Below are 21,240 nucleotides of genomic sequence, written 5' to 3'. Positions count from 1 at the left end.
AAACTCCCTTAAAGACTGTTGATCAGCGTGCTGAAGGTTTCTTGCGCAGCTTTAATGATCTGCGACGACGCGGTGTAGTACTGCTGGAAACGGATCATATCGCCGGCCTCCTCGTCCAGGTTGACCTGAGACACGGAGCTGCGATTGGACGTGGCGGCCGCGAGCATGGCCCCGGTCGCATTGTTATCGACGTTGGCCTGGCTGGCCTTGCCACCCACGGACGAGACCAGCTGGCTGTACGCGGTGCTCATGCTCACGCCGGCATTGCCATCGGTGGCGCCCACGGTCTTGCGGGTTTGCAGGTCGAGCAGTTGCAAGGCATTGCGGTTGTCCAGTTTGCCGCCACTGTTGAACGACACGCTGTAGCTATCGTTCGGCTTCGGCTCACCACGGATGACCGTGTCGACCCCGAATGTCTGTGGGTCGCCATTACCGTCTACGTACGGCACGTTGATCGTCAGCTTGTTGTCCTGGCCCGGCACGATGGTGCCGGTGCCAATGGGCTGGCCCTGGGCGTTATTGATCACATAGCTCTGGGTGCCATCGGCGGCACGCTCGCCAAACGTCATCTTGACCGGCATCGCGCCCTTGATCGCCGCTTCCAGCTGTGCGGTGCCGGCACCGCCATGGATATCCAGGGGCAAGCTCAGCGTCGGCGGTTCGAACACGCCAGTACCACTGTTGTTCTTGTTGCCCTCGGCCAACAGCGGCGCAGAAAACGCCAGCTTGTTGGGATCGGTCATCACCACCTTGAGGTCCATCGCGCCACCGGCGGTCGGGCTGACCTTGAACGTATCGCCAGCAGCCACCGGGCCCTTGCCATCCAGGGCAAGGGTGAAGCCGTCGATTTCCGGTGGCGTTTGGGTGATGTCGAAGGTGCCCATGGACTTACCGTCCGAACGCAGCACGGTGTAATTCTTGTCGTCACTGAAGGTCACCTTGTAGTCAAAGGTGCTCAGTTTGCTGGTGTCTTTGATCGTGACGTTCAGGTTGCCGGAGCCGGCACTGTTATTCGAGCCGCCAACACTGCGCTGGCCAATGGCAAATACGCTGTTGATGTCATTGAACAGCGCGGCGCCGAACTGCCCGTTGGCGTCCAGGCCCTGCCCCAGCTGGGTATTGATGGCCTCGCCGACCACCATGGCGGTACGCCCCAGGTCGTTGATGGCCGGCATCAGCACGTCCTGGCGATAACGCAGCAAGCCGCCGATGGAGCCACCGCTGATCACCGAGCTGACATCCATGGGTTGCCCGCTGGTGGTCAACACCACCGAGTACTGGCTCTTGTCGTCCTTGCTCGGCACCGCCGACAGCTTGTTCGACACACCGTCCGCGACCAGGGTCTGCCCGGTACCCAGGGAGACATTGAAATGGCCGTCCGACTCAGTGACCTTGACCCCTACCAGTTCGTTGAGCGAACGCACCGCTTCGTTGCGTGCATCCAGCAGGTTCGCCGGCTCGCCGTTGCCCTGGCCTTTGGCCTGGAAGATTTGCTGGTTGAGGGAGGCAATCGAGGAGGTCAACTGATTGACCTGGCCGGTGATAGTCTCCAACTGGCTGTTGATGCCTTCTTTCTGTTTGTTCAGTTCGGTCGCAATCGAGTTGAAGCGGTTGCCCAGAGTCTGGGCAATGGTCAAGACCAACTGGCGCGCGGAGTTGTCGCTGGGGTTGGCCGAAGACGTCTGCAACGCGGCGAAGAAGCTGTTCAAGGCCGCACCGACACCGGTGGACTTGTCGGACAGCAACTTGTCCACCGAACCGATCTGGTCCAGGTAGGCCTTGGCATCAAAATTCAGCGACGTGGTGGTCTGCAACTGGGTATCGAGGAACTGGTTATACACCCGGCGTACATCCGACAGCGTAGTGCCGGTGCCGACGAACACCCCACCGGCCGCGGACATGCCATTGGCGGTCTGCATGGTCTGCTGACGCGAGTATCCAGGGGTCTTGGCGTTGGCAATGTTGTTACTCAAGGTCGCAAGCGATCCCTGAGCCGCATTGAGTCCTGACATCCCGATATTGAGCAAACCCATGGTTCAAACCTTATAAATGAGTGGATGCGCCAGCGGCAGCGTAGTTTTGGTAGCTGTTCATGGCTTTGGCGATCTGCGAAATCTTGCTGGCGTACGCCGGGTCCGTTGCATACCCGGCTTTTTGCAACTCGCGTACAAACTGTTCCGGGTTATCGGCCGACTTCAAGACTTCTTTATATCTTTCATTGCTTTGCAACAAAGTCACGAGGTCGTGAAAGCTGTCCTGGTACGAGTCGTAGGAACGGAACTGCGCCGTCTCCTTGACCATCTCGCCATTGCGAAACTCACTAGTGATCGCCCGCGCCTGGGCGCCCTGCCAGCTCTGCCCGGCCTTGATGCCAAACAGGTTGTGGCTGCTGCTGCCGTCTTGCTGGCGCATTACCGATTTGCCCCAGCCGGTTTCCAGGGCAGCCTGGGCCACCAGGTAGCGCGGGTCGATGCCGATGCGCTCGGCCGCCTGCTTGGCCATGGGCAGCATGGTGGCGACAAACTCGTCTTGCGAACTGAAGGCTTTTTTCGCCGGGGCCAGCGGTGGCTGGGCCACGGCGCGGCCGTAAATCTGCATGCGCGAATCGCGGGCGGCAAAGGTGCGCGCAGCACCGTTGATCACGCCATCTTCGGCGGCGCTGTTGCGCAGTGGCGCAGCCTTGGCGGCGCCCGCCGCCTCGACGCCCGGCACGATACCGGCCAGCAGGCGATCGGTGAGCTTGCTCGGCAAGGCGATGCGCCGCTGATTCATCAGCGCCATGTCATTGCGCAGGGTGCCTTCATCGGCCCGCGGCGCCACTTCGACCCGCGCCGCCCACAGCGCACGCTGGCCATTGGAACGACCCAACGGGCCATCCGCCTGGGTACCGGCGGCAATGGGTGTCGGCACGTCAACTTTCTTCTCTGCCGCGTCCGGGCCCTGCAAGGTCGAGGCCTGCCCTTCCACCGGCTTGTTCTTTTGCATCTGGCGCAGCAAAACGTCCGCCAGGCCGATACCGCCGCCCTCGCGAGACAGCGAGACCGCCAGTTGCTGGTCGTACATTTCCTGATACTGCTTGGCCGCCGGAGTATTCAGCGGGTTGTCCTTGCCCAGGGCATCGGTGGCCGAGCGCATGGATTTGAGCATCTCGTTGAGAAACAGCGACTCGAACTCCTGCGCCACTTTGCGCATGTTGCCGTCGCTGTTCTTGTCGCCGAACTTGAGCTGGTTAAGCCGGTTCAGGTCGGAGTAGGACCCCGAGTCTGCCGTGCTGGCGATACCGCTCTTGCGCATGTCCATGGCCATGGCCTCAAATCACGATCAGGTCGGCTTGCAAGGCGCCGGCCTGTTTCAGGGCTTCGAGGATCGCCATCAAGTCGCCGGGCGCCGCGCCCACCTGGTTCACCGCACGGACAATCTCGTCCAGGGTGGTGCCGGGACCGAACTTGAACATCGGCTTGGCTTCTTGCTGGGCATTGACCCGGGAGCGTGGGACCACGGCGGTCTGGCCACCGGACAACGGCCCGGGCTGGCTGACAATCGGGTCTTCGGTAATGGTCACGGTCAGGCTGCCGTGGGTCACGGCCGCTGGCGACACCTTGACGTTCTGGCCGATCACGATTGTGCCGGTACGCGAGTTGATGATGACCTTGGCCACCGCCTGGCCCGGATCGACCTCAAGGTTTTCCAGGATCGACAGGTAGTCCACACGCTGGCTTGGGTCCAGCGGCGCAGTCACGCGGATCGAGCCGCCGTCGATGGCCTGGGCCACGCCTGGGCCGAGCATGTCGTTGATTTTGTCGACCACACGCTTGGCGGTGGTGAAGTCCGAACGGTTGAGGTTCAGGGTCAGGCTGTTGCCCTGGTTGAAACCGCTGGGCACGGTACGTTCCACCGTGGCGCCGCCAGGAATCCGCCCGGCCGATGGCACGTTGACGGTGATCTTCGAACCGTCGCGCCCTTCGGCATCAAACCCGCCCACCACCAGGTTGCCCTGGGCGATGGCGTAGACGTTGCCGTCGATACCTTTGAGCGGCGTCATCAGCAAGGTGCCGCCACGCAGGCTTTTCGAGTTACCAATGGAGGATACGGTGATGTCCACCACCTGCCCCGGCTTGGAGAACGCCGGCAGATCGGCACTGATCGACACCGCCGCGACGTTCTTCAACTGCACGTTGCCCGAACCTGGCGGCACCTTGATCCCGAACTGCGAGAGCATGTTGTTGAAGGTCTGCAGGGTGAACGGGGTCTGGGTGGTCTGGTCGCCCGTGCCGTTGAGCCCCACCACCAGGCCGTAGCCGATCAACTGGTTGCTGCGCACCCCGGAAATACTGGCGATGTCCTTCAGGCGTTCGGCCTGGACAGCAACGCTCAGGGAGAGCAACAACACCGCTGCCATCAGCTGTTTGAGATTCAAAGTGATCACCTAGAAAGGGAACAGCGGGCTAAGGAAGAAACGGTCGAACCAACCCGGCTGACTGGCGTCGGCAAACGAACCCGTACCCGAATAGGTAATGCGTGCATCGGCAATCCGTGTGGACGGCACGGTGTTGTCGGTGGCGATATCGTCCGCGCGCACCATGCCGGCGATGCGCACCAGTTCGTCACCGGTGTTGAGGGTCATCCACTTCTCGCCGCGCACGGCAATGATGCCGTTGGGCAGCACGTCGGCCACGGTCACGGTGATCGAACCCACCAGGCTGTTGCCCTGCCCGGCCTTGCTGCTGCCGTTGGTGGCGCGGTCGCCGCTGTAGCCCACGTCCAGGCTCAAGTCACCACTGCCCAGGGGGTTGTTGGTGTTCAAGCCACCGCCAAACAGCGAGGTCAGGCCGATGCCGGTCTTGCTGTTCTTGGCCACCTGGGAGTTGGCGTTCTTGCTCGCCGTGGTGCGCTCGTTGAGGGTGATGGTGATGATGTCGCCAACACGGAACGCCTTGCGGTCGCTGTACAGGTTCTGCTCAAAACCGGCCTGGTAGATCGAGCCATTGTTGGCAGCGGCTGGCAGTGGCGTGCGCGGCAACACCGGTGCGTAGTACGGGTCATTGGGTTTTGGCGTCGGGGCGACACAGCCCGCGAGCACGGCAATCCCACTCAATGCCAGAACAGAAACAAAGCGACTCATGACCCTTACCTCACGGTGTTGCAGGCGCCTTATGAGCGCCCCATAGACTGGATTACAGATTCTGCGTAACGAACGAAAGCATCTGGTCGGCGGTGGAAATCACCTTGGAGTTCATCTCGTAGGCACGCTGGGTGGTGATCATGTTGACCATCTCTTCCACGGTGCTGACGTTGGAGGTTTCCAGGGTGCTTTGCAGGGTGGTGCCAAACCCGTTGAGGCCCGGCGTGCCGACTTGCGGCGCGCCGCTGGCAGCGGTTTCCAGGAACAGGTTGTTACCGGTGGCTTGCAGGCCGGCCGGGTTGATGAAGTCGGCGGTCTGCAGGTTGCCGATCACTTGCGACGCCGGGTTGCCGGCGATGGTGACGGACACGGTGCCGTCGGCGCCGACCGTGAAGGTCTGGGCATCGTTGGGCACGACAATCGCCGGCTCCAGGGCAAAACCGTTGGCGGTCACGACCTGGCCGTTGGAGTCCAGGTGGAAGGTGCCGTCACGGGTGTAGGAAGTAGTGCCATCCGGCTGCAGGATCTGGAAGAAGCCACGGCCATTGATCGCCATGTCCAGCGGCTGCCCGGTTTGCTGCAGGTTGCCGGCGGTGAAGTTCTTCTGGGTGCCGACGATGGACACACCGGTACCCACTTGCAGGCCCGACGGCAATTCGCTGTCCTGGGTCGACTGCGCACCCGGCTGGCGCTTGATCTGATAGAGCAGGTCCTGGAACTCGGCGCGATCACGTTTGAAGCCCGTGGTCGAAACGTTCGCCAGGTTGTTGGAAATAACGGTCAGGTTGGTGTCCTGGGCGGACAGACCGGTTTTGGCAACCCATAGAGCCGGAAGCATGCTGTTCTCCTTCGTGCGCCTGTTTGTTGGCGCCGCGTTACAAAATTAGTAGTCAGTGGCGCTGCAATCAGCTCATCTGCATGACGCGAGTCATGGCCTGGTCGTCTTCTTTGGCGCTGTTCATCATTTTCACGTGCAATTCGAACTGCTTGGACAGGGCCAGCACCGCCGTCATTTCTTCGACGGCATTGACGTTGCTCGACTGCAGGAAGCCCGAATTCACCTTGACGCTGGCATCGGCCACCGCCGGCTGGCCGTCCTTGGTGTGGACCGCGCCATCCAGGCCCTTGGTCATATTGGCCAGGTCCGGCTTGACCAGCTTGATGCGGTCCACCTCTGCCATCACCCGTGGGCCTTCGCCCATGGCGCGGATGCTGATGGTGCCGTCTTCGCCGACTTCGACCTTCTGCTCGGGTGGCACCGAAATCGGCCCGCCATTGCCCATGATCGGCATGCCGTTGCCGGCCCGCAGCACGCCCAGTGCGTCGATATTCATGCTCGCGGTGCGCACGTAGGCTTCGCCGCCATCGGGGGTTTGCACGGCGATCCAACCATCGCCGCCGACGGCAACGTCCAGGTCACGGCCGGTCTCGACCATCGAACCCGGAGAAAAATCGGTACCAGGACGCTCGGTCAGGGCAAACGCCCGCGCCGGAAAGCTGTCACCAAACACCGGCATCGAACGGGCCTGCTCCAGGTCACGCTGAAAACCGTTGGTGGAAATGTTCGCCAGGTTGTTGGCATGGGCCTTTTGCGCCAGAGCATTCTGGCTGGCGCCGGTCATTGCCACATAAAGGTATTTGTCCACGCTCATTCCTCTTACTGACGGACGTTTGCCGCCCACCGATGTACTGAGGAGTCTTTAGCAATTTGCGCACCAACTTTTTAAAAGTCGGGGAAAGGCAGGCGGGGCAAGGGGTTGGGGCGTATCAAGGATTATTGGAGGGGCAGGACGAGTCGGAAAAACGGCGGAGTTCTGCCGGTTGCGGCAAACACCGGTCTTGGCATTAACACAGATCCATTGTGGGAGCGGGCTTGCTCGCGAAGGGGGTGGATCAGTCGGTACCTGTATTGACTGATCCACCCCCTTCGCGAGCAAGCCCGCTCCCACATTTTTATCCCGCTGTGTCAGGGGCTTATTTGTCGGCCTTGAGCACTTCGTAATCGCGCAATTTATTGGCGATAGTGGTGTGGGACACGCCCAGGCGCTTACCCAGCAAGCGACTGCTGGGATGCTCGGCATACAGGCTTTCGAGCACGGCCTTTTCAAACCGCCCGACGATCTCCTCCAAGCCACCCTCCAGGGAAAAGTCGCCAAGCGGCTGACGCACGCCGTAGTCCGGCAAGCGAATATGTTCAGCCTTGATCGTGCCGCCCTCACACAGCGACACCGCCTGGAACAGCACGTTTTCCAACTGCCGCACATTGCCCGGCCAATGGTAGTGGCTGAGGCGCTCCATGGCCGCCGGCGCCAGCTTGGGCAGCGGGCAGCCAATCAGACGGCTGGCCTGGTCGATAAAGTGCTCGACCAGTGGCGGTAAACCGTCGAGGCATTCGCGCAGCGGCGGGATATGCAACGACAACACATTGAGCCGGTGATACAAGTCCTGGCGAAACTCGCTACGGGCACACAATTCCGATAAATCCACCTGGGTCGCGCAAATCACTCGCACATCCAGGTAAACCTCTTCATCACTGCCCACGCGCCGGAAGCAGCCGTCCTGCAGAAAGCGCAGCAATTTCACCTGCAATCGCGCGCTCATTTCACCCACGCCATCCAGAAACAACGTACCGCCCGCCGTCAGTTCCAGCAGCCCCAACTTGCCCTCCGCCCGCGCCCCTTCAAACGCGCCAGGGCCGTAGCCGAACAGCTCGGTCTCGGCCATCGACTCCGGTAACCCCGCGCAATTGAGTGCCATCAACGGCGACTGCCCACGTGGGCTGGCCAGGTGACAGGCGCGCGCCAACAATTCTTTACCGGTGCCGGTTTCGCCTTCTATTAATAGGGGCGCATCGAGGGGGGCCATGCGCCGGGCTTCACGCACCACCGCCGCCATCACTTTAGAGCTCTGGAAAATGCTGTCGAAGCCTCGCAGCTCCTGCTTGCGTACATTGTAGATGCGCTCACCGACCCGGTCGGCGCGGTGCAGAGTCAGTACGGCGCCGGCCATGGCTTCGCTGTCGTCATGTTCGGAGGATTGCAGCGGGGCGATGTCGGCGAGAAACACGTCGCCCTTGACCTTGACCCGCAGGCCATTGATCCGCGACTTGCTGGCACGCACCAGCTCCGGCAGGTCGAAGTCCTCGGCGTAGCGTGACAGGGGAATCCCCGGCACTTCGTCCACCCGCACCCCGAGCAACTGCGCCGCCGCGCGGTTGGCCGCGACAATCGAGCCGCCCATGTCGATGGACAGCACCGGGAATTCCAACGCCCCCAGCAAGGCGTTGAGTTCCATGTGCCGACGCTCGCTGGGCATCAGCCCTACCCGCTTGACGCCAAACACCCCGGCAATCGCCTCGAACTGCGGGCGCAGGGCCTGGAATTGCATATTCACCAGGTTCGGGCAGTACAGGTAGATGGCATTGCCATGTTCGCCGCCAACCTCGCCCTTGGCCACGTTGACCCCGTACTCCACCAGCAGGTTGAGGATATCCCGCAGGATGCCGATGCGGTTCTGGCAATGCACTTTGATACGCATGTAAAGGCCCGGTTTGTTGTAGGAGGGCTGATCGGGCTGCGTCTTTTTGTCACCGGACGCAGATAGTCGTCAAGATTATGTGACAGCCAGCGCCCTTTTCAAACCAGCAAAACGCAATGCAGCGTGCTCGACGGCAAAATCGTAACGAATATTTTACGAAAGACGCCGACTTTTCCTACAGGCTTCCCTTAACAACGGGTGGAATCCACGGCCAGGCGGAGTATCAATAAGCCCATAGCAGGACATAACAAGAACGAATGCCTAGCAGGAGAGTCGTATGAAACAGACGCACTACGTGGCCCGCGAGCCCGATGCGCAAGGTTTTATCCACTACCCGCCCGAAGAACACGCGGTGTGGAACACCCTGATCACCCGTCAACTGAAAGTGATCGAGGGTCGCGCCTGCCAGGAATACCTGGATGGCATCGACAAGCTCGGCCTGCCCCATGACCGTATTCCGCAACTCGCCGAAATCAACAAAGTGCTGGCCGAAACCACTGGCTGGCAGGTGGCGCGGGTGCCGGCGCTGATCCCCTTCCAGACCTTCTTTGAATTGCTCGCCAACAAGCAGTTTCCGGTGGCGACCTTTATTCGTACCCGTGAAGAGCTGGATTACCTGCAAGAACCGGATATTTTCCACGAGATTTTCGGCCACTGCCCACTGCTGACCAACCCCTGGTTCGCCGAATTCACCCACACCTACGGCAAGCTCGGCCTGGCGGCCACCAAGGAGCAGCGCGTGTACCTGGCGCGCCTGTACTGGATGACCATTGAGTTTGGCCTGGTGGACACCCCCCAAGGCCGGCGCATCTACGGTGGCGGTATTTTGTCGTCACCGAAAGAGACGGTGTACTGCCTGTCGGATGAGCCCGAGCATCAGGCCTTCGACCCGCTGGAAGCCATGCGCACGCCGTATCGCATCGACATCCTGCAGCCGCTGTATTTCGCCCTGCCCAACCTCAAGCGCCTGTTCGAAGTGGCGCAGGAAGACATCATGGGCATGGTCGAGCGCGGCATGCAGCTGGGGTTGCATGCGCCAAAGTTCCCCCCCAAGCCCAAGGCGGCTTGAACTGATGCTTTAAAGGCCAGGTGAGTCTGTTCCCTGGCCGCGCGTTGCTTTAGGGTGACGCGACTGGCAACCGAATTCCACATACTCGATTTCAGGAACACCGTTATGACCACCTTGAACCAAGCCCATTGCGAAGCCTGCCGCGCCGATGCCCCACAAGTCAGCGACGAAGAACTGCCGGCGCTGATCAAGCAGATCCCCGACTGGAACATCGAAGTGCGCGACGGCGTGATGCAACTGGAAAAAGTATTCCTGTTCAAGAACTTCAAATTCGCCCTGGCCTTTACCAACGCCATGGGCGAAATCTCCGAGGCTGAAGGTCATCACCCTGGCCTGCTGACCGAATGGGGCAAAGTCACCGTGACCTGGTGGAGCCACTCCATCAAGGGCCTGCACCGCAACGACTTCATCATGGCCGCACGCACTGACGAAGTGGCCAAGGACGCCGAGGGCCGCAAGTAATGCATTTCGCCGCGATTGGCCGGGTGCCCGGTGATCCGATCCTGGGGCTGATGGAATCCTATGCCAGGGACACCAACCCGCAAAAGTTCGACCTGGGCGTGGGCGTCTATAAAGATGCCCAGGGCCTGACCCCGATCCTGCAGGCGGTCAAACGCGCCGAGCAGCGCCTGGTCGACCAGCAAACCACCAAGACTTACATCGGCGGGCATGGCGACCCGGCTTTCGGCCGCCTGATCAGTGAATTGGTGCTGGGCGCCGGTTCCGCGCTGCTCAAGGCACACCGCACGGGCGCCACGCAAACCCCAGGTGGCACCGGCGCCCTGCGCCTGAGCGCCGATTTTATCGCCCACAGCCTGCCAGGCCGTGGCGTGTGGCTGAGCAACCCGACGTGGCCGATCCACGAAACCATCTTCGCCAAGGCCGGGCTCAAGGTCAGCCACTACCCCTATGTGGGCAGTGATAACCGCCTGGACGTGCCGGCCATGCTCGCCACCCTGGCCACCGTGCCCGAGGGCGACGTGGTGCTGCTGCATGCCTGCTGCCATAACCCTACCGGTTTCGACCTGTCCCAGGACGACTGGCGCCAGGTCCTGCAGATCGTGCGCGAGCGCCAACTGCTGCCGCTGATCGACTTCGCCTATCAGGGTTTTGGCGATGGCCTGGAGCAGGACGCGTGGGCGGTGCGCTTGTTTGCCGATGAACTGCCTGAGGTGCTGATCACCAGCTCCTGCTCGAAGAATTTCGGCTTGTACAGCGACCGCGTCGGCGCGCTGATTGTGTGTGCCAACGATGCCGAGAAACTGCTGGATGTGCGCAGCCAGCTGGCGTTTATCGCGCGCAACCTGTGGTCGACACCGCCGGATCATGGCGCTGCCGTGGTCGCGACCATCCTCGGTGATAGGGAGCTCAAACAGCTGTGGAGCAGCGAAGTCGAAGGCATGCGCTCGCGTATCGCGCAATTGCGTTCGGGCCTGGTCGAAGCGCTGGCGCCCCACGGGCTGTCTGAGCGTTTTGCCCATGTCGGCGTGCAGCGCGGGATGTTTTCCTATACCGGCTTGAGCGCCGAACAGGTGAAACAGCTGCGAGAAAAACACAGCGTGTACATGGTCAGTTCCGGGCGGGCCAACGTGGCCGGGATTGATGAGACGCGCCTGGGGTTGCTTGCCGATGCCATTGCGCACGTATGTAAACCCTAAGACAAAACGCTATCCAAATGTGGGAGCAAGCCCGCTCCCACATTTTTTTGACCGAGGCGATCTTCAGCCAGCAACCATTTCGGCCTTGACCTGCGCCTCCTTGGCCTGGGCATCCGCCAACCGATACAACTCGATATGCCCATCCCAGTGCTCGATCAATGCCGTGCACGACTCCACCCAATCCCCGCAATTGAGGTAGTCCACCTCGCCCACCTTGCGAATCTCCGCATGGTGGATATGCCCGCACACCACGCCGTGCAGCTCGCGCTTGGTCACTTCATGGGCGATGGCTTCCTCGAAATCGCTGATAAAGCTCACCGCTGTCTTCACCTTATGCTTGAGGTACGCCGACAGCGACCAGTAGCCATAGCCATAACGCGCCCGCCAGTGGTTCAGCCAGCGGTTGAGGGTCAGGGTGAACTCGTAGGCCGAATCGCCAAGAAACGCCAGCCAGCGGTGGTACCGGGTGATTACGTCGAACTGGTCGCCGTGGATCACCAGCAGATGCCGGCCATCGGCAGTCACATGCACCGCTTCGTCCACCAGTTGGATATTGCCCAGGATCAGCTTTGAATAGCGGCGCAGGAACTCGTCGTGGTTGCCGGTGACGTAGATCACCTCGGTGCCACGCTTGCTCATGGTCAGCAGGCGGCGGATCACGTTGGTGTGGGCCTGGGGCCAGTACATGCCGCTGCGCAGTTTCCAGCCGTCGATGATATCGCCCACCAGGTACACCTTGTCGGCGTGGTAGCCCTTGAGGAACTGCGACAGATGTTCGGCCTGGCAGTCCCGGGTGCCCAGGTGCACGTCGGAGATCCACAGGGTACGAACCCGTTGCTTGCGGCTGGGTTTGGCGAGCTCGGCGCTGGTCATGGGCATACCTCAGGGGTGTTTTCGCCAGCTTGCGCCCGGGCAATTAATAGCCCATGACAGTCTTGCGTCAGGCAGATGACAGCGCCCGCCGCCCGTCGGGCGGTGTAAACTGCCGGCCTGCCCGGGAGATTGCGATGAGACCGACCCTCACGCTGCGCCATTACACCCACGACCTGATTGCCCATAGCCATGACCATGCGCAACTGGTGTTCGGCCTGGCCGGCCGCCTGGATTTCGAGGTGGAAGGCATCGGCGGCGAAATTTGCCCGCAAGGGGTGATGGTCCTGCCCTTCTCCGCCCATCACGCCTGCGGCAGCCCCCAGGGCAGCCACTGCCTGGTACTGGATGTGCCCGACGAACAGTGGATGGTGCAATCCTTGGGCGAGCACGCGGATGCCAGTCGCCGCCTGCTGGATCGGCCGGCGCGGGTGAGCCTGGATAGCCGCCAGGGCCAGTTGGTCAACTGGCTGGCGAGCGGCGCACTGGATGACCCCTTGATCGCCCAACAAGGTGCGGTGCTGCTACTGGCCACGCTCAATGGCCAGCCACCCGCCCACACCGGCGCACGACGCCTGCCCTATGGCGCCTTCAATGCCCATATCGACCAGCATGCGGCCTACCCGCTGCAGGTCGCGGATCTGGCACGGCTGGCGGATATGTCCGTCGCCCGCCTGCACGCACGCTTTGTCACCGAATGCGGGCTGACCCCCATGGACTACATCCGCAATCGTCGCCTGCACATGGCCCGTGGCTTGCTGCGCGACAGCCACCTGCCGATTGGTGAGATCGCCGCGCGGGTTGGCTATGCCTCGCAAAGTGCGTTTGCCGCCGCCATGTTGCGCGAGTTCGGCAGCTCGCCCGGAGCCTTGCGTCGACTCGACAAGCGGCGCTAGTCCTGCGATAAAAACGGCGATTCCCACGACAGACACCCAGGCGCCAGGCGCTCTAGACTGGATGCCTGCCCGCACACTGTTTTAAGGATTGTCATGACCCCGCGCACTGCCCTCGGCGCCCTGCACATTGGTGCATTAATGTTTGGCCTCACCGGCGTCTTCGGCAAGCTCGCCGCCGCCTCGCCGAGCATTATCGTGTTTGGCCGCGCCGCCTTCGCCGTGCTAGCCCTGGCATTGTTCGCCCGCTTCGCCAGCAACACGCCCTGGCACAAGCTGTACAGCGCCGACCTGCGGCGCCTGCTGCTCAGCGGCTTGCTGCTGGCCGGGCACTGGGTGAGTTTCTTTATTGCGGTAAAAGTGGCCGGCGTGGCGATTGCGACGCTGGGTTTCACCACGTTCCCGGCGTTTACGGTGATCCTCGAAGGGCTGATCTTTCGCGAGCGGATCCGCGCCAATGAAATGGTGCTGGTGGTGCTGGTCAGCGTCGGCCTGGTGCTGGTCACCCCGGACTTCGACCTCGCTAGCCAAGCCACCAGCGGCCTGGTCTGGGCCGTGGTCTCGGGCCTGCTGTTCTCGCTGCTGTCATTGAACAACCGGGCCAGCGCCAGCATCCCGCCCGTGCAGGCGGCCTTGTGCCAGAACGTGGTAGTCGCCCTGTGCCTGCTGCCCGTCGCGGCCCCAGGCCTCGCAGAAGTACGCGCCCTGGACTGGTTGTGGATCGGCCTGCTGGGGGTGTTCTGTACCGGCCTGGCCCACAGTTTGTTTGTCGCCAGCCTCAAGGTGCTCAAGGCGCGCACCGCTGCTGTGGTATTCGCCATGGAGCCGGTGTATGGCATCACCGTGGCCTGGCTGCTGTTCAGCGAAACCCCGACCCTGCGCATGCTGCTGGGCGGTGTGCTGATTATTGCCGCCATAGTCGTCTCAGGCTTGATGAGCCGCCCTGTCAAGGCCAGGCAACCGACGGCCGCGGCCTGATCTATACTTTTTGTATCCGCAACAGTCAGCTGTCGTTCAACGGATACAGACTCCTCGACGACAGCCGTGGTCCTTGAAGTTGCTGCATGCGAGTGGTCACTCCCCTAACGCTCTGCAGGAGTTTCACCATGGACATGTTTATCACCCTGATCATTCAGATCATCAGCGGCGCAGTCGGCGGCAATATCGCCGGCCTGAGCAAGCAAGGCCTGGGCTCCGGGCTCAACACCGTGGTCGGCGGCGTCGGCGGCCTGGTGCTGGGGCAAATCGTCTCGGCCATCAGCGGCATGCCGGCGGGCGGAGCCCTGGATGTTGCGGCGGTGGGCAGCAATATCGTTGGCGGTGGTGTGGGCGGCTTGGTGCTGACGTTTGTCGTCGGCTGGATCAAGAATAAAATGGCCGCCAAATAAACCACTCGACACTGCCGGCCAAGCGCCGGCAGTGCCGTTTACGAGGCGCGGTCGTTGTGCCCCAGGTCTCGCTGCGGATCAATCTGGTCGCGCACCCGCTGCTTGAGCACCTTGGCCTCCGGGAACCCGCCATCGGCCTTGCGCTCCCAGATCTGTACACCGTCGCACGTGATTCGAAACGCCCCGCCGGTCGCCGGCTCCAGCGCCACTTTGCCGAGGTCATCGGCAAAGGTGCTCAACAGTTCCTGGGCCAGCCACGCAGCGCGCAGCAGCCACTGGCATTGGGTGCAATAGGTGATGACAATCTCAGGCTTGGCAGTGGACATGAAATGACAGACTCCTGCATGACGGGACAGGTGAATCGGATGGCTATAATACCGGCCTTTATCGTCCAGCCCCGAGATTGATGATGCGCCGCCTGTTGTCCTGCCTGTTGCTGTGCCTACTCCCTGTCTTTGTCCACGCCGTGGAAGCCCCGCGCCCGAAAATCGGCCTGGTGCTCTCCGGCGGCGCTGCCCGCGGCCTGGCCCACATCGGTGTGCTCAAGGCCCTGGAAGAGCAAGGCATCCACATCGACGCGATTGCCGGCACCAGCATGGGCGCGGTGATTGGCGGGCTGTACGCATCAGGCTACAAGATCGATGAACTGGAAAAGCTCGCCCTGAGCATCGACTGGCAGTTGGCACTGTCCGATGCCCCGCCCAGGGAAGACGTGCCGTTCCGGCGCAAACAGGATGACCGGGACTTCCTGATCAAGCAGAAACTGAGTTTTCGCGATGACGGCAGCCTGGGCCTGCCCCTGGGCGTGATCCAGGGCCAGAACCTGGCGCTGCTGCTGGAGAGCATGTTCGCCCACAGCAGCAACACCCGCGACTTCGACAAGCTGCCGATTCCATTCCGCGCCGTGGCCACTGACATCACCAGCGGCGAAAAAGTGGTGTTTCGCAAGGGCCATCTGCCCCAGGTGATTCGCGCCAGCATGTCGATCCCCGCAGTGTTCGCCCCGGTGGAGCTGGACGGCCGGCTGCTGGTGGATGGCGGCATGACCGACAACATCCCCCTGGATGTGGCGCGTGAGATGGGGGTCGATGTCGCCATTGTGGTGGATATCGGCACGCCCTTGCGCAGCCGCAAGCAATTGACGACGGTGGTGGATGTGCTCAACCAGTCCATCACCCTGATGACCCGCCGAAATTCCGAAGAACAACTCAAGGCCCTGCACGCAGGCGATGTGCTGATCCAGCCACCATTGGCCGCGTATGGCGTGACCGATTTTGGCCGCGCCAAGGACATGATCGACGCCGGCTACCGCGCCACCCGCGCGCTGGATACCCGCCTGGCACGCCTGCGCCCAACCGGGTCCGTGGACGCCGAACTGACCGCCGCCCGCACGCCGGGCCAGCGCAACCCGACGATTACCGCAATCAAGGTGGAGAACGACTCGAAAGTCGGCGACGACGTGATCCGCTACTACATCCGCCAACCCATTGGCGAGCCCCTGAACCTGGCGCGCCTGCAATCGGATATGGGCACCCTGTACGGCCTGGATTACTTCGAACAGGTGCAATACCGCGTGGTGAAAAAAGGCCCGGACAACACCCTGGTCATCAGCGCGCGCGGCAAACGCAGCGGCACCGACTACCTGCGCCTGGGGCTCAACCTGTCCGATGACATGCGCGGCGACAGCGCCTTCAACCTCGGCGCCAGCTACCGCATCAACGGCATCAACCGCCTCGGCGCCGAATGGCTGACCCGGGTGCAGATCGGTGATCGCCAGGAGCTGTACAGCGAGTTCTACCAGCCGATGGATACCGGCTCCCGCTATTTCGTCGCCCCCTATATCAGCGCCCAGGCGCAGAACGTCGAACTGATCCTGGATAACGACCCGATCTCCGAGTACCGCCTGGAGCGCTATGGTTTTGGCTTGAACGTCGGCCGGCAGATCGGCAACAGCGGCGAAATCCGCTTCGGTGTCGGCGAGGCCTGGGGCAAGGCCGATGTGCGCATTGGCGACCGCGACCTACCAAGCGTGAGCTTCAGCGAGGGCTTCTACGAACTGAAGTACTCGTTCGACTCCCTGGATAACGTGTACTTCCCCCATACCGGCGAAGACATTGGCCTGGCCTACCGCGAATTCGAACCCGGCCTGGGCTCCGACCAGCGCTACCGGCAATGGGAGTTCAAGCTGGACAAGGCCATGAGCCACGGCCCGGACACCCTGGTATTGGGCGGTCGCTACGGGCGCACTCTGGACAATTCAGACGTGGTGATTTCCAGCTTCCTGCTGGGCGGTGCGCGGCAGCTGTCAGGGTTCCGCCAGGATGCGATTTCCGGGCAGAACATCAGCCTGATGCGCGCCGTCTACTACCGCCGCCTGACCCCACGCTCGTACCTGCCGCTGGACTTCCCACTGTACCTGGGCGCCTCCCTGGAACGGGGGCGGGCGTGGAACAACGACAATGAATTCGACAGTGGCTATATCAATGCCGCGAGCATCTTCCTCGGGTTTGATACACCGCTGGGGCCGTTGAATTTCAGTTATGGGTTCAATGATGACAATCAGAAGGCGGTGTATCTGAATCTTGGGCAGACGTTCTAAGAAAAACACTTAGCCGAGCTGGAGCAGGCTTGTGTGGGAGCGGGCTTGCTCGCGATGACGGAGTGTCAGCCAAATATCCAGTAACTGACCCGACGCCATCGCGAGCAAGTCCGCCCCCACATTTTGATCAGCGGCGTAATCAGATCAGGTCTTTTCCAGGTTCGCCAGGATATGCCCATGCACCCGCATGCACACCCGCATATCCTCCTCATCGACCCCCACAAAAAGCTCCTGGCGCAAAGCCGTGGCAATGGTCTCGATCTGATCAATCAGCGGCCTTGCCGGATCACACAACACAATGCGCTTGGCGCGCCGGTCTTCTAGCACAGCCTGGCGTTGCACCAGGCCCTGGCTTTCCAGGCTGTCGAGCAGACGCGCCAATGTGGGCCCTTCCACCCCGACGCTCTGGGCCAGCTCACGCTGGGTCGGCGCTTCTTCAAAGCGGGCCAGATGCAGCAGCACCAGCCAACGGGCCTGGGACAGCCCAAGCCCTGCCAGACGGCGATCCAACTCGGCGCGCCAGCCACGGGACATTTGCGCCAACTGCATGCCAAAACGGTGTTGATCGGTTAACGGCATAAAAAACTCATGGGTTAGACTGAAAATAAAGTGTGGCTAATTATTAGTCAGCTAAGCATGACCTATGACAGTAGGCAAGGTTTGCAATGTACTGATTCGTTACATTGTCGTAATTGACGCATCAAATCTCGAATTCCGACTGCAAAGCGGCCCGTACACAGTACAAAACACCCTCAGGCACCCGCCCGGTGAACAGCGGTGCTATATCGGAAACAGGTGGCAACTCGCCTTCACCATCGAGAAACGCATCCTGGATTTCACCCAGCAAGTCTTCCGGCAGATCAAGGGCCTGTTCCAGTGACAGCTGTTGCTTGCCAATGGACTCGGCCAGCAAGGTGTAGACGTTCTTTTCCGAGCACTGCAACTGCCCGGCGATCTGGATCGGGGTCATGCCGGCGCGGGCCAGGCTGATCAGTTCGTGGCGGATATCGGCGACTTCCTTCGGCGCCTCGGCCTGGCCACCCAGGACTTCCAGGAAGGCCTGGCCATAACGCTCCAGCTTGCGCGCACCGACGCCACTGACCCGAGCCATTTCGGCCATGGTGGTGGGCTGCTCACGCAACATTTCCAGCAAGGTGGAGTCGGGGAAGATGACGTAGGGCGGCACGCTGTGCTCTTGCGCCAGCTTGCGGCGCAAGGCACGCAGGGCTTCCCACTGCTCGCGCTCTTCGCCACGCACCAGTTGGCTGGCCTGGCTGGTGCTGCTGGATTTGGCAGTGGTCTGCGGCTTGAGGTCGCGGCGCAGCTCCAGGCTGACCTCGCCTTTGAGCAGTGGCCGGCAACTGTCGTTCAAGCGCAGGCCGCCGTAGCCTTCCAGGTCGATATCCACCAGGCCACGGGCCACCATCTGGCGGAACAGCGAGCGCCATTCGCCTTCAGCCCGCGCCTTGCCCACGCCATACACCGACAGGTGCTGGTGGCCAAAGCTGCGGATTTTTTCGTTGTCCTTGCCCAGCAGCACATCCACCAGATGGCCGACGCCATAACGCTGGCCGGTACGGAAGATCGCCGACAGGCCCTGACGTGCTGGCTCAGTGGCATCCCAGGTCTGCACACCATCTACACAGTTGTCGCAATGCCCGCAGGGCTGGGGCATGTCTTCGTCGAAATAGGCGAGCAAGGTCTGGCGACGGCAGCGGGTTTCTTCGCACAGCGACAGCATGGCGTCGAGCTTGTGCTGCTCCAGGCGCTTGTGGCGCTCATCGCCCTCGGAGTTCTGCAGCATCTGCTTGAGCATCACCACATCCTGCAGGCCATAGACCATCCAGGCATCCGCCGGCAGGCCATCACGCCCGGCCCGCCCGGTTTCCTGGTAGTACGCTTCCAGGGATTTGGGCAAGTCCATATGGGCCACGAAGCGCACGTTGGACTTGTCGATGCCCATGCCAAACGCAATGGTCGCGACCATGATCAGGCCTTCCTCGTTGAGGAAGCGCTTCTGGTGGTAGGCCCGCAGTTCGTTGGGCAGGCCAGCGTGGTAAGGCAGCGCGGGGTAGCCCTGCTCGCACAGGAACGCCGCCACTTCATCGACCTTCTTGCGTGACAGGCAGTAGACAATCCCGGCATCGCTGCGCCGCTCCGAAAGGAACGCCAGCAACTGCTTGCGCGGCTGTTCCTTGGGCACGATGCGGTAAAAGATATTCGGACGGTCGAAGCTGGAGAGAAAACGCTCGGCGTTCTGCAGGTGCAGGCGCTCGACGATCTCTTCGCGGGTGCGCTTATCGGCCGTGGCGGTCAGGGCGATGCGCGGCACGTTGGGGAACAGTTCGGCCAGTTGCCCCAATTGCAGGTATTCACGGCGGAAATCGTGGCCCCACTGGGAAACACAGTGGGCCTCGTCGATTGCGAACAGGGAGATTTCCAGGCTCTGCAGGAACGCCAGCATCCGCGGCTGGACCAGACGCTCGGGCGCCAGGTAGAGCATTTTCACTTCGCCGCGGCGGATCCGCGCCGCCAGGTCGCGCTGCTGCTCGGCGCTCAGGGTAGAGTTCAACGCGGCGGCGGCGACGCCCAGTTCTTCCAGGGTGGCCACTTGATCGTCCATCAGCGCGATCAACGGCGAGACCACCACCGCCAGCCCTTCGCGCAACAATGCCGGCACTTGGAAGCACAACGACTTACCGCCGCCGGTAGGCATCAGGACCAGGGCATCACCGCCGCTGGCCACGCGCTCAATGATCGCACCCTGGCGGCCACGAAAGCTGTCGTAGCCGAAGATGTCCTTGAGGACGCGTTGAGCCTGTTCAAGCATGAAAAACTCCAAATTCCACCGAAATCCCTCTGTACAGGCTGGCTGAAAAAGCACGCCTGGCCGGAAAATAATCCGTAAGCGAACTTTTCCCGCAACCGCATCCGGCCTGCAGGGGCATCACAAAACGCGGCAGTATACCCGAGCACTCCCCGGCAAAGGGCGCCGCTGACGAATAGCGGCCCATCTGAAAACCTTGCAAATATGCCGTGCGGCTGGCCTGCACGCTCAAGAAAGCCTAGAATTCAGCATCGTATATTCCCAAGGTAGTCTTTCAATGTCCTTCGCTGAGCAACTAAACCGCCTGCAAGCCTTCCTCGATGCCGATGAGCTGCATGACGAGGCGCTGGACTACGTGGCCGCCCATGGCTACCTGACTGCGCTGTCGATCTGCTCCGAACCGGTTCCTGATCGTGAATGGATCGACGCCCTGTTCGCCGAAGAGCCACACTACAAGGATGAGGCCCAGCGCAGCGAGATCGAAGAAACCCTGATCCAGCTCAAGGCCCACATCTCCCGCCAACTGGCCTCCGATGAAGAGTTCGAGCTGCCCTGCGAGCTCGACCTCGGCGAAGAGCCGGACGACTCCGACCTGCGCGGCTGGTGCATTGGTTTCATGGAAGGTGTGTTCCTGCGTGAAGCCGCCTGGTTCGAAACCGCCGAGGAAGAAGTCAGCGAAATGCTGCTGCCGATCATGGTCGGTTCCGGCCTGTTCGACGACCAGCCTGAGTTCGCCGACATCGCCAGCGATGCCAACCTGATGGACGACATGGTCGTACAGATCCCGGAAGCACTGACCGCCCTGTACCTGCTGTGCAACGCCCCCGACGAAAAACCGGCGATCCTCAAGCCTCGCCATCACTGAGTCCCCCGCCCGTGGCGCCCATGGGCAACCGCTCCCCGATTGTGCGCTACGTGCTGCTGGCCATTGGCTGGTTGAGCGTAGTGCTCGGGGTGATCGGAATCTTCCTGCCGGTCTTGCCGACCACCCCCTTCCTGCTATTGGCCGCCGGCTGCTTTGCCCGTAGTTCACCGCGCTTCTACGACTGGCTGGTCAACCATCCGCGCCTGGGCCCTTGGATTCGGGATTACCTCGATGGCAACGGCATCCCACTCAAGGGCAAAGTCTATGCAATCGGCCTGATGTGGCTGAGCATCGGCATCTCTTGCTACCTGGTGCCATTGCCCTGGGCACGGGGTTTTATGTTGACCAGTGCGGTGTTGGTGACAATCTACATTCTGCGCCAGAAGACCCTGCCGCCACGATCGTAGGAACT

The 21,240-nt window shown here is 61.6% G+C and carries 20 protein-coding genes; 9 read left to right on the top strand and 11 right to left on the bottom strand.

Annotated features, from left to right (window positions below; all coding sequences use genetic code 11):
* Positions 1-8: 8 nt before the first annotated feature.
* From flgK to HU773_RS08285, 7 genes are all read right to left on the bottom strand, one after another.
* Positions 9-2,033 (bottom strand): flagellar hook-associated protein FlgK, encoded by a 2,025-nt coding sequence (gene flgK / locus HU773_RS08315; protein WP_169989954.1) that lies wholly within the window; start codon positions 2,031-2,033, stop codon positions 9-11.
* 10 nt (positions 2,034-2,043) lie between these two features.
* Positions 2,044-3,306: a flagellar assembly peptidoglycan hydrolase FlgJ gene (flgJ, locus tag HU773_RS08310; protein WP_186626278.1), complete on the bottom strand. Its 1,263-nt coding sequence runs from the start codon at positions 3,304-3,306 to the stop codon at positions 2,044-2,046.
* A 4-nt stretch (positions 3,307-3,310) separates the two neighbouring features.
* Positions 3,311-4,399, bottom strand: a complete 1,089-nt coding sequence (locus HU773_RS08305; protein ID WP_169989961.1) for a flagellar basal body P-ring protein FlgI — start codon at positions 4,397-4,399, stop codon at positions 3,311-3,313.
* A 27-nt stretch (positions 4,400-4,426) separates the two neighbouring features.
* Positions 4,427-5,122, bottom strand: coding sequence for a flagellar basal body L-ring protein FlgH (flgH, locus tag HU773_RS08300; protein ID WP_032859002.1), 696 nt, complete (start codon positions 5,120-5,122; stop codon positions 4,427-4,429).
* Positions 5,123-5,174: 52 nt separating this feature from the next.
* Positions 5,175-5,960, bottom strand: coding sequence for a flagellar basal-body rod protein FlgG (gene flgG / locus HU773_RS08295; protein ID WP_057958870.1), 786 nt, complete (start codon positions 5,958-5,960; stop codon positions 5,175-5,177).
* Between the two features lie 67 nt (positions 5,961-6,027).
* Positions 6,028-6,768 carry a flagellar basal body rod protein FlgF gene (locus tag HU773_RS08290; protein ID WP_186626277.1) on the bottom strand — a complete coding sequence of 247 codons (741 nt, stop codon included), beginning with the start codon at positions 6,766-6,768 and terminating at the stop codon, positions 6,028-6,030.
* A 328-nt stretch (positions 6,769-7,096) separates the two neighbouring features.
* Positions 7,097-8,659: a sigma-54-dependent transcriptional regulator gene (locus tag HU773_RS08285; RefSeq protein ID WP_186626317.1), complete on the bottom strand. Its 1,563-nt coding sequence runs from the start codon at positions 8,657-8,659 to the stop codon at positions 7,097-7,099.
* 277 nt (positions 8,660-8,936) lie between these two features.
* Between HU773_RS08285 and phhA the strand changes: the two genes are divergently transcribed.
* The 3 genes from phhA (at position 8,937) to HU773_RS08270 (ending at position 11,386) form a co-directional block, all read left to right on the top strand.
* Positions 8,937-9,728 (top strand): phenylalanine 4-monooxygenase, encoded by a 792-nt coding sequence (phhA, locus tag HU773_RS08280; protein ID WP_057444562.1) that lies wholly within the window; start codon positions 8,937-8,939, stop codon positions 9,726-9,728.
* A 105-nt stretch (positions 9,729-9,833) separates the two neighbouring features.
* Positions 9,834-10,190 (top strand): 4a-hydroxytetrahydrobiopterin dehydratase, encoded by a 357-nt coding sequence (locus tag HU773_RS08275; RefSeq protein WP_057438787.1) that lies wholly within the window; start codon positions 9,834-9,836, stop codon positions 10,188-10,190.
* Positions 10,190-11,386: an amino acid aminotransferase gene (locus HU773_RS08270; RefSeq protein WP_186626318.1), complete on the top strand. Its 1,197-nt coding sequence runs from the start codon at positions 10,190-10,192 to the stop codon at positions 11,384-11,386. Before HU773_RS08275 ends, HU773_RS08270 begins: the two co-directional genes overlap by 1 nt.
* Before the next feature lie 63 nt (positions 11,387-11,449).
* On the opposite strand, the gene HU773_RS08265 is transcribed toward HU773_RS08270, so the two are convergent.
* Entirely contained in the window at positions 11,450-12,259 is an 810-nt protein-coding gene (locus tag HU773_RS08265; protein WP_057438785.1) for a UDP-2,3-diacylglucosamine diphosphatase, read from the bottom strand.
* Positions 12,260-12,393: 134 nt separating this feature from the next.
* Between HU773_RS08265 and HU773_RS08260 the strand changes: the two genes are divergently transcribed.
* The 3 genes from HU773_RS08260 (at position 12,394) to HU773_RS08250 (ending at position 14,537) form a co-directional block, all read left to right on the top strand.
* Entirely contained in the window at positions 12,394-13,152 is a 759-nt protein-coding gene (locus HU773_RS08260; protein ID WP_186626319.1) for a helix-turn-helix transcriptional regulator, read from the top strand.
* 93 nt (positions 13,153-13,245) lie between these two features.
* Positions 13,246-14,127, top strand: a complete 882-nt coding sequence (locus HU773_RS08255) for a DMT family transporter (protein WP_120732216.1) — start codon at positions 13,246-13,248, stop codon at positions 14,125-14,127.
* Between the two features lie 128 nt (positions 14,128-14,255).
* On the top strand, positions 14,256-14,537 hold the full coding sequence (locus tag HU773_RS08250; protein ID WP_120732214.1) for a hypothetical protein: 282 nt from the start codon (positions 14,256-14,258) through the stop codon (positions 14,535-14,537).
* Between the two features lie 38 nt (positions 14,538-14,575).
* Here HU773_RS08250 and HU773_RS08245 read toward each other — a convergent pair whose 3' ends face one another.
* Positions 14,576-14,863 carry an Rdx family protein gene (locus tag HU773_RS08245; RefSeq protein WP_057438781.1) on the bottom strand — a complete coding sequence of 96 codons (288 nt, stop codon included), beginning with the start codon at positions 14,861-14,863 and terminating at the stop codon, positions 14,576-14,578.
* An 83-nt stretch (positions 14,864-14,946) separates the two neighbouring features.
* Between HU773_RS08245 and HU773_RS08240 the strand changes: the two genes are divergently transcribed.
* Positions 14,947-17,136: a patatin-like phospholipase family protein gene (locus tag HU773_RS08240; RefSeq protein ID WP_186626320.1), complete on the top strand. Its 2,190-nt coding sequence runs from the start codon at positions 14,947-14,949 to the stop codon at positions 17,134-17,136.
* 144 nt (positions 17,137-17,280) lie between these two features.
* Here the strand turns inward: HU773_RS08240 and HU773_RS08235 are convergent, their stop codons facing one another.
* Complete coding sequence (locus tag HU773_RS08235; RefSeq protein WP_057438780.1) at positions 17,281-17,715, bottom strand: MarR family transcriptional regulator; 435 nt, start codon at positions 17,713-17,715, stop codon at positions 17,281-17,283.
* Between the two features lie 121 nt (positions 17,716-17,836).
* Entirely contained in the window at positions 17,837-19,966 is a 2,130-nt protein-coding gene (gene recQ / locus HU773_RS08230) for a DNA helicase RecQ (protein ID WP_057438779.1), read from the bottom strand.
* Positions 19,967-20,240: 274 nt separating this feature from the next.
* Here recQ and HU773_RS08225 point away from each other — a divergent pair, with 274 nt between their 5' ends.
* Both HU773_RS08225 and HU773_RS08220 read left to right on the top strand, forming a co-directional pair.
* Positions 20,241-20,828, top strand: coding sequence for a UPF0149 family protein (locus HU773_RS08225; RefSeq protein ID WP_169989949.1), 588 nt, complete (start codon positions 20,241-20,243; stop codon positions 20,826-20,828).
* Positions 20,829-20,848: 20 nt separating this feature from the next.
* Positions 20,849-21,235 carry a YbaN family protein gene (locus HU773_RS08220; RefSeq protein ID WP_057438777.1) on the top strand — a complete coding sequence of 129 codons (387 nt, stop codon included), beginning with the start codon at positions 20,849-20,851 and terminating at the stop codon, positions 21,233-21,235.
* The last annotated feature ends 5 nt before the right edge of the window (positions 21,236-21,240 follow it).

This window comes from Pseudomonas shahriarae, assembly GCF_014268455.2.
Taxonomy (GTDB): domain Bacteria; phylum Pseudomonadota; class Gammaproteobacteria; order Pseudomonadales; family Pseudomonadaceae; genus Aquipseudomonas; species Aquipseudomonas shahriarae.
Note: the sequence above shows the minus strand (reverse complement) of the source record. Positions and strands in the feature narration are given on the sequence as shown.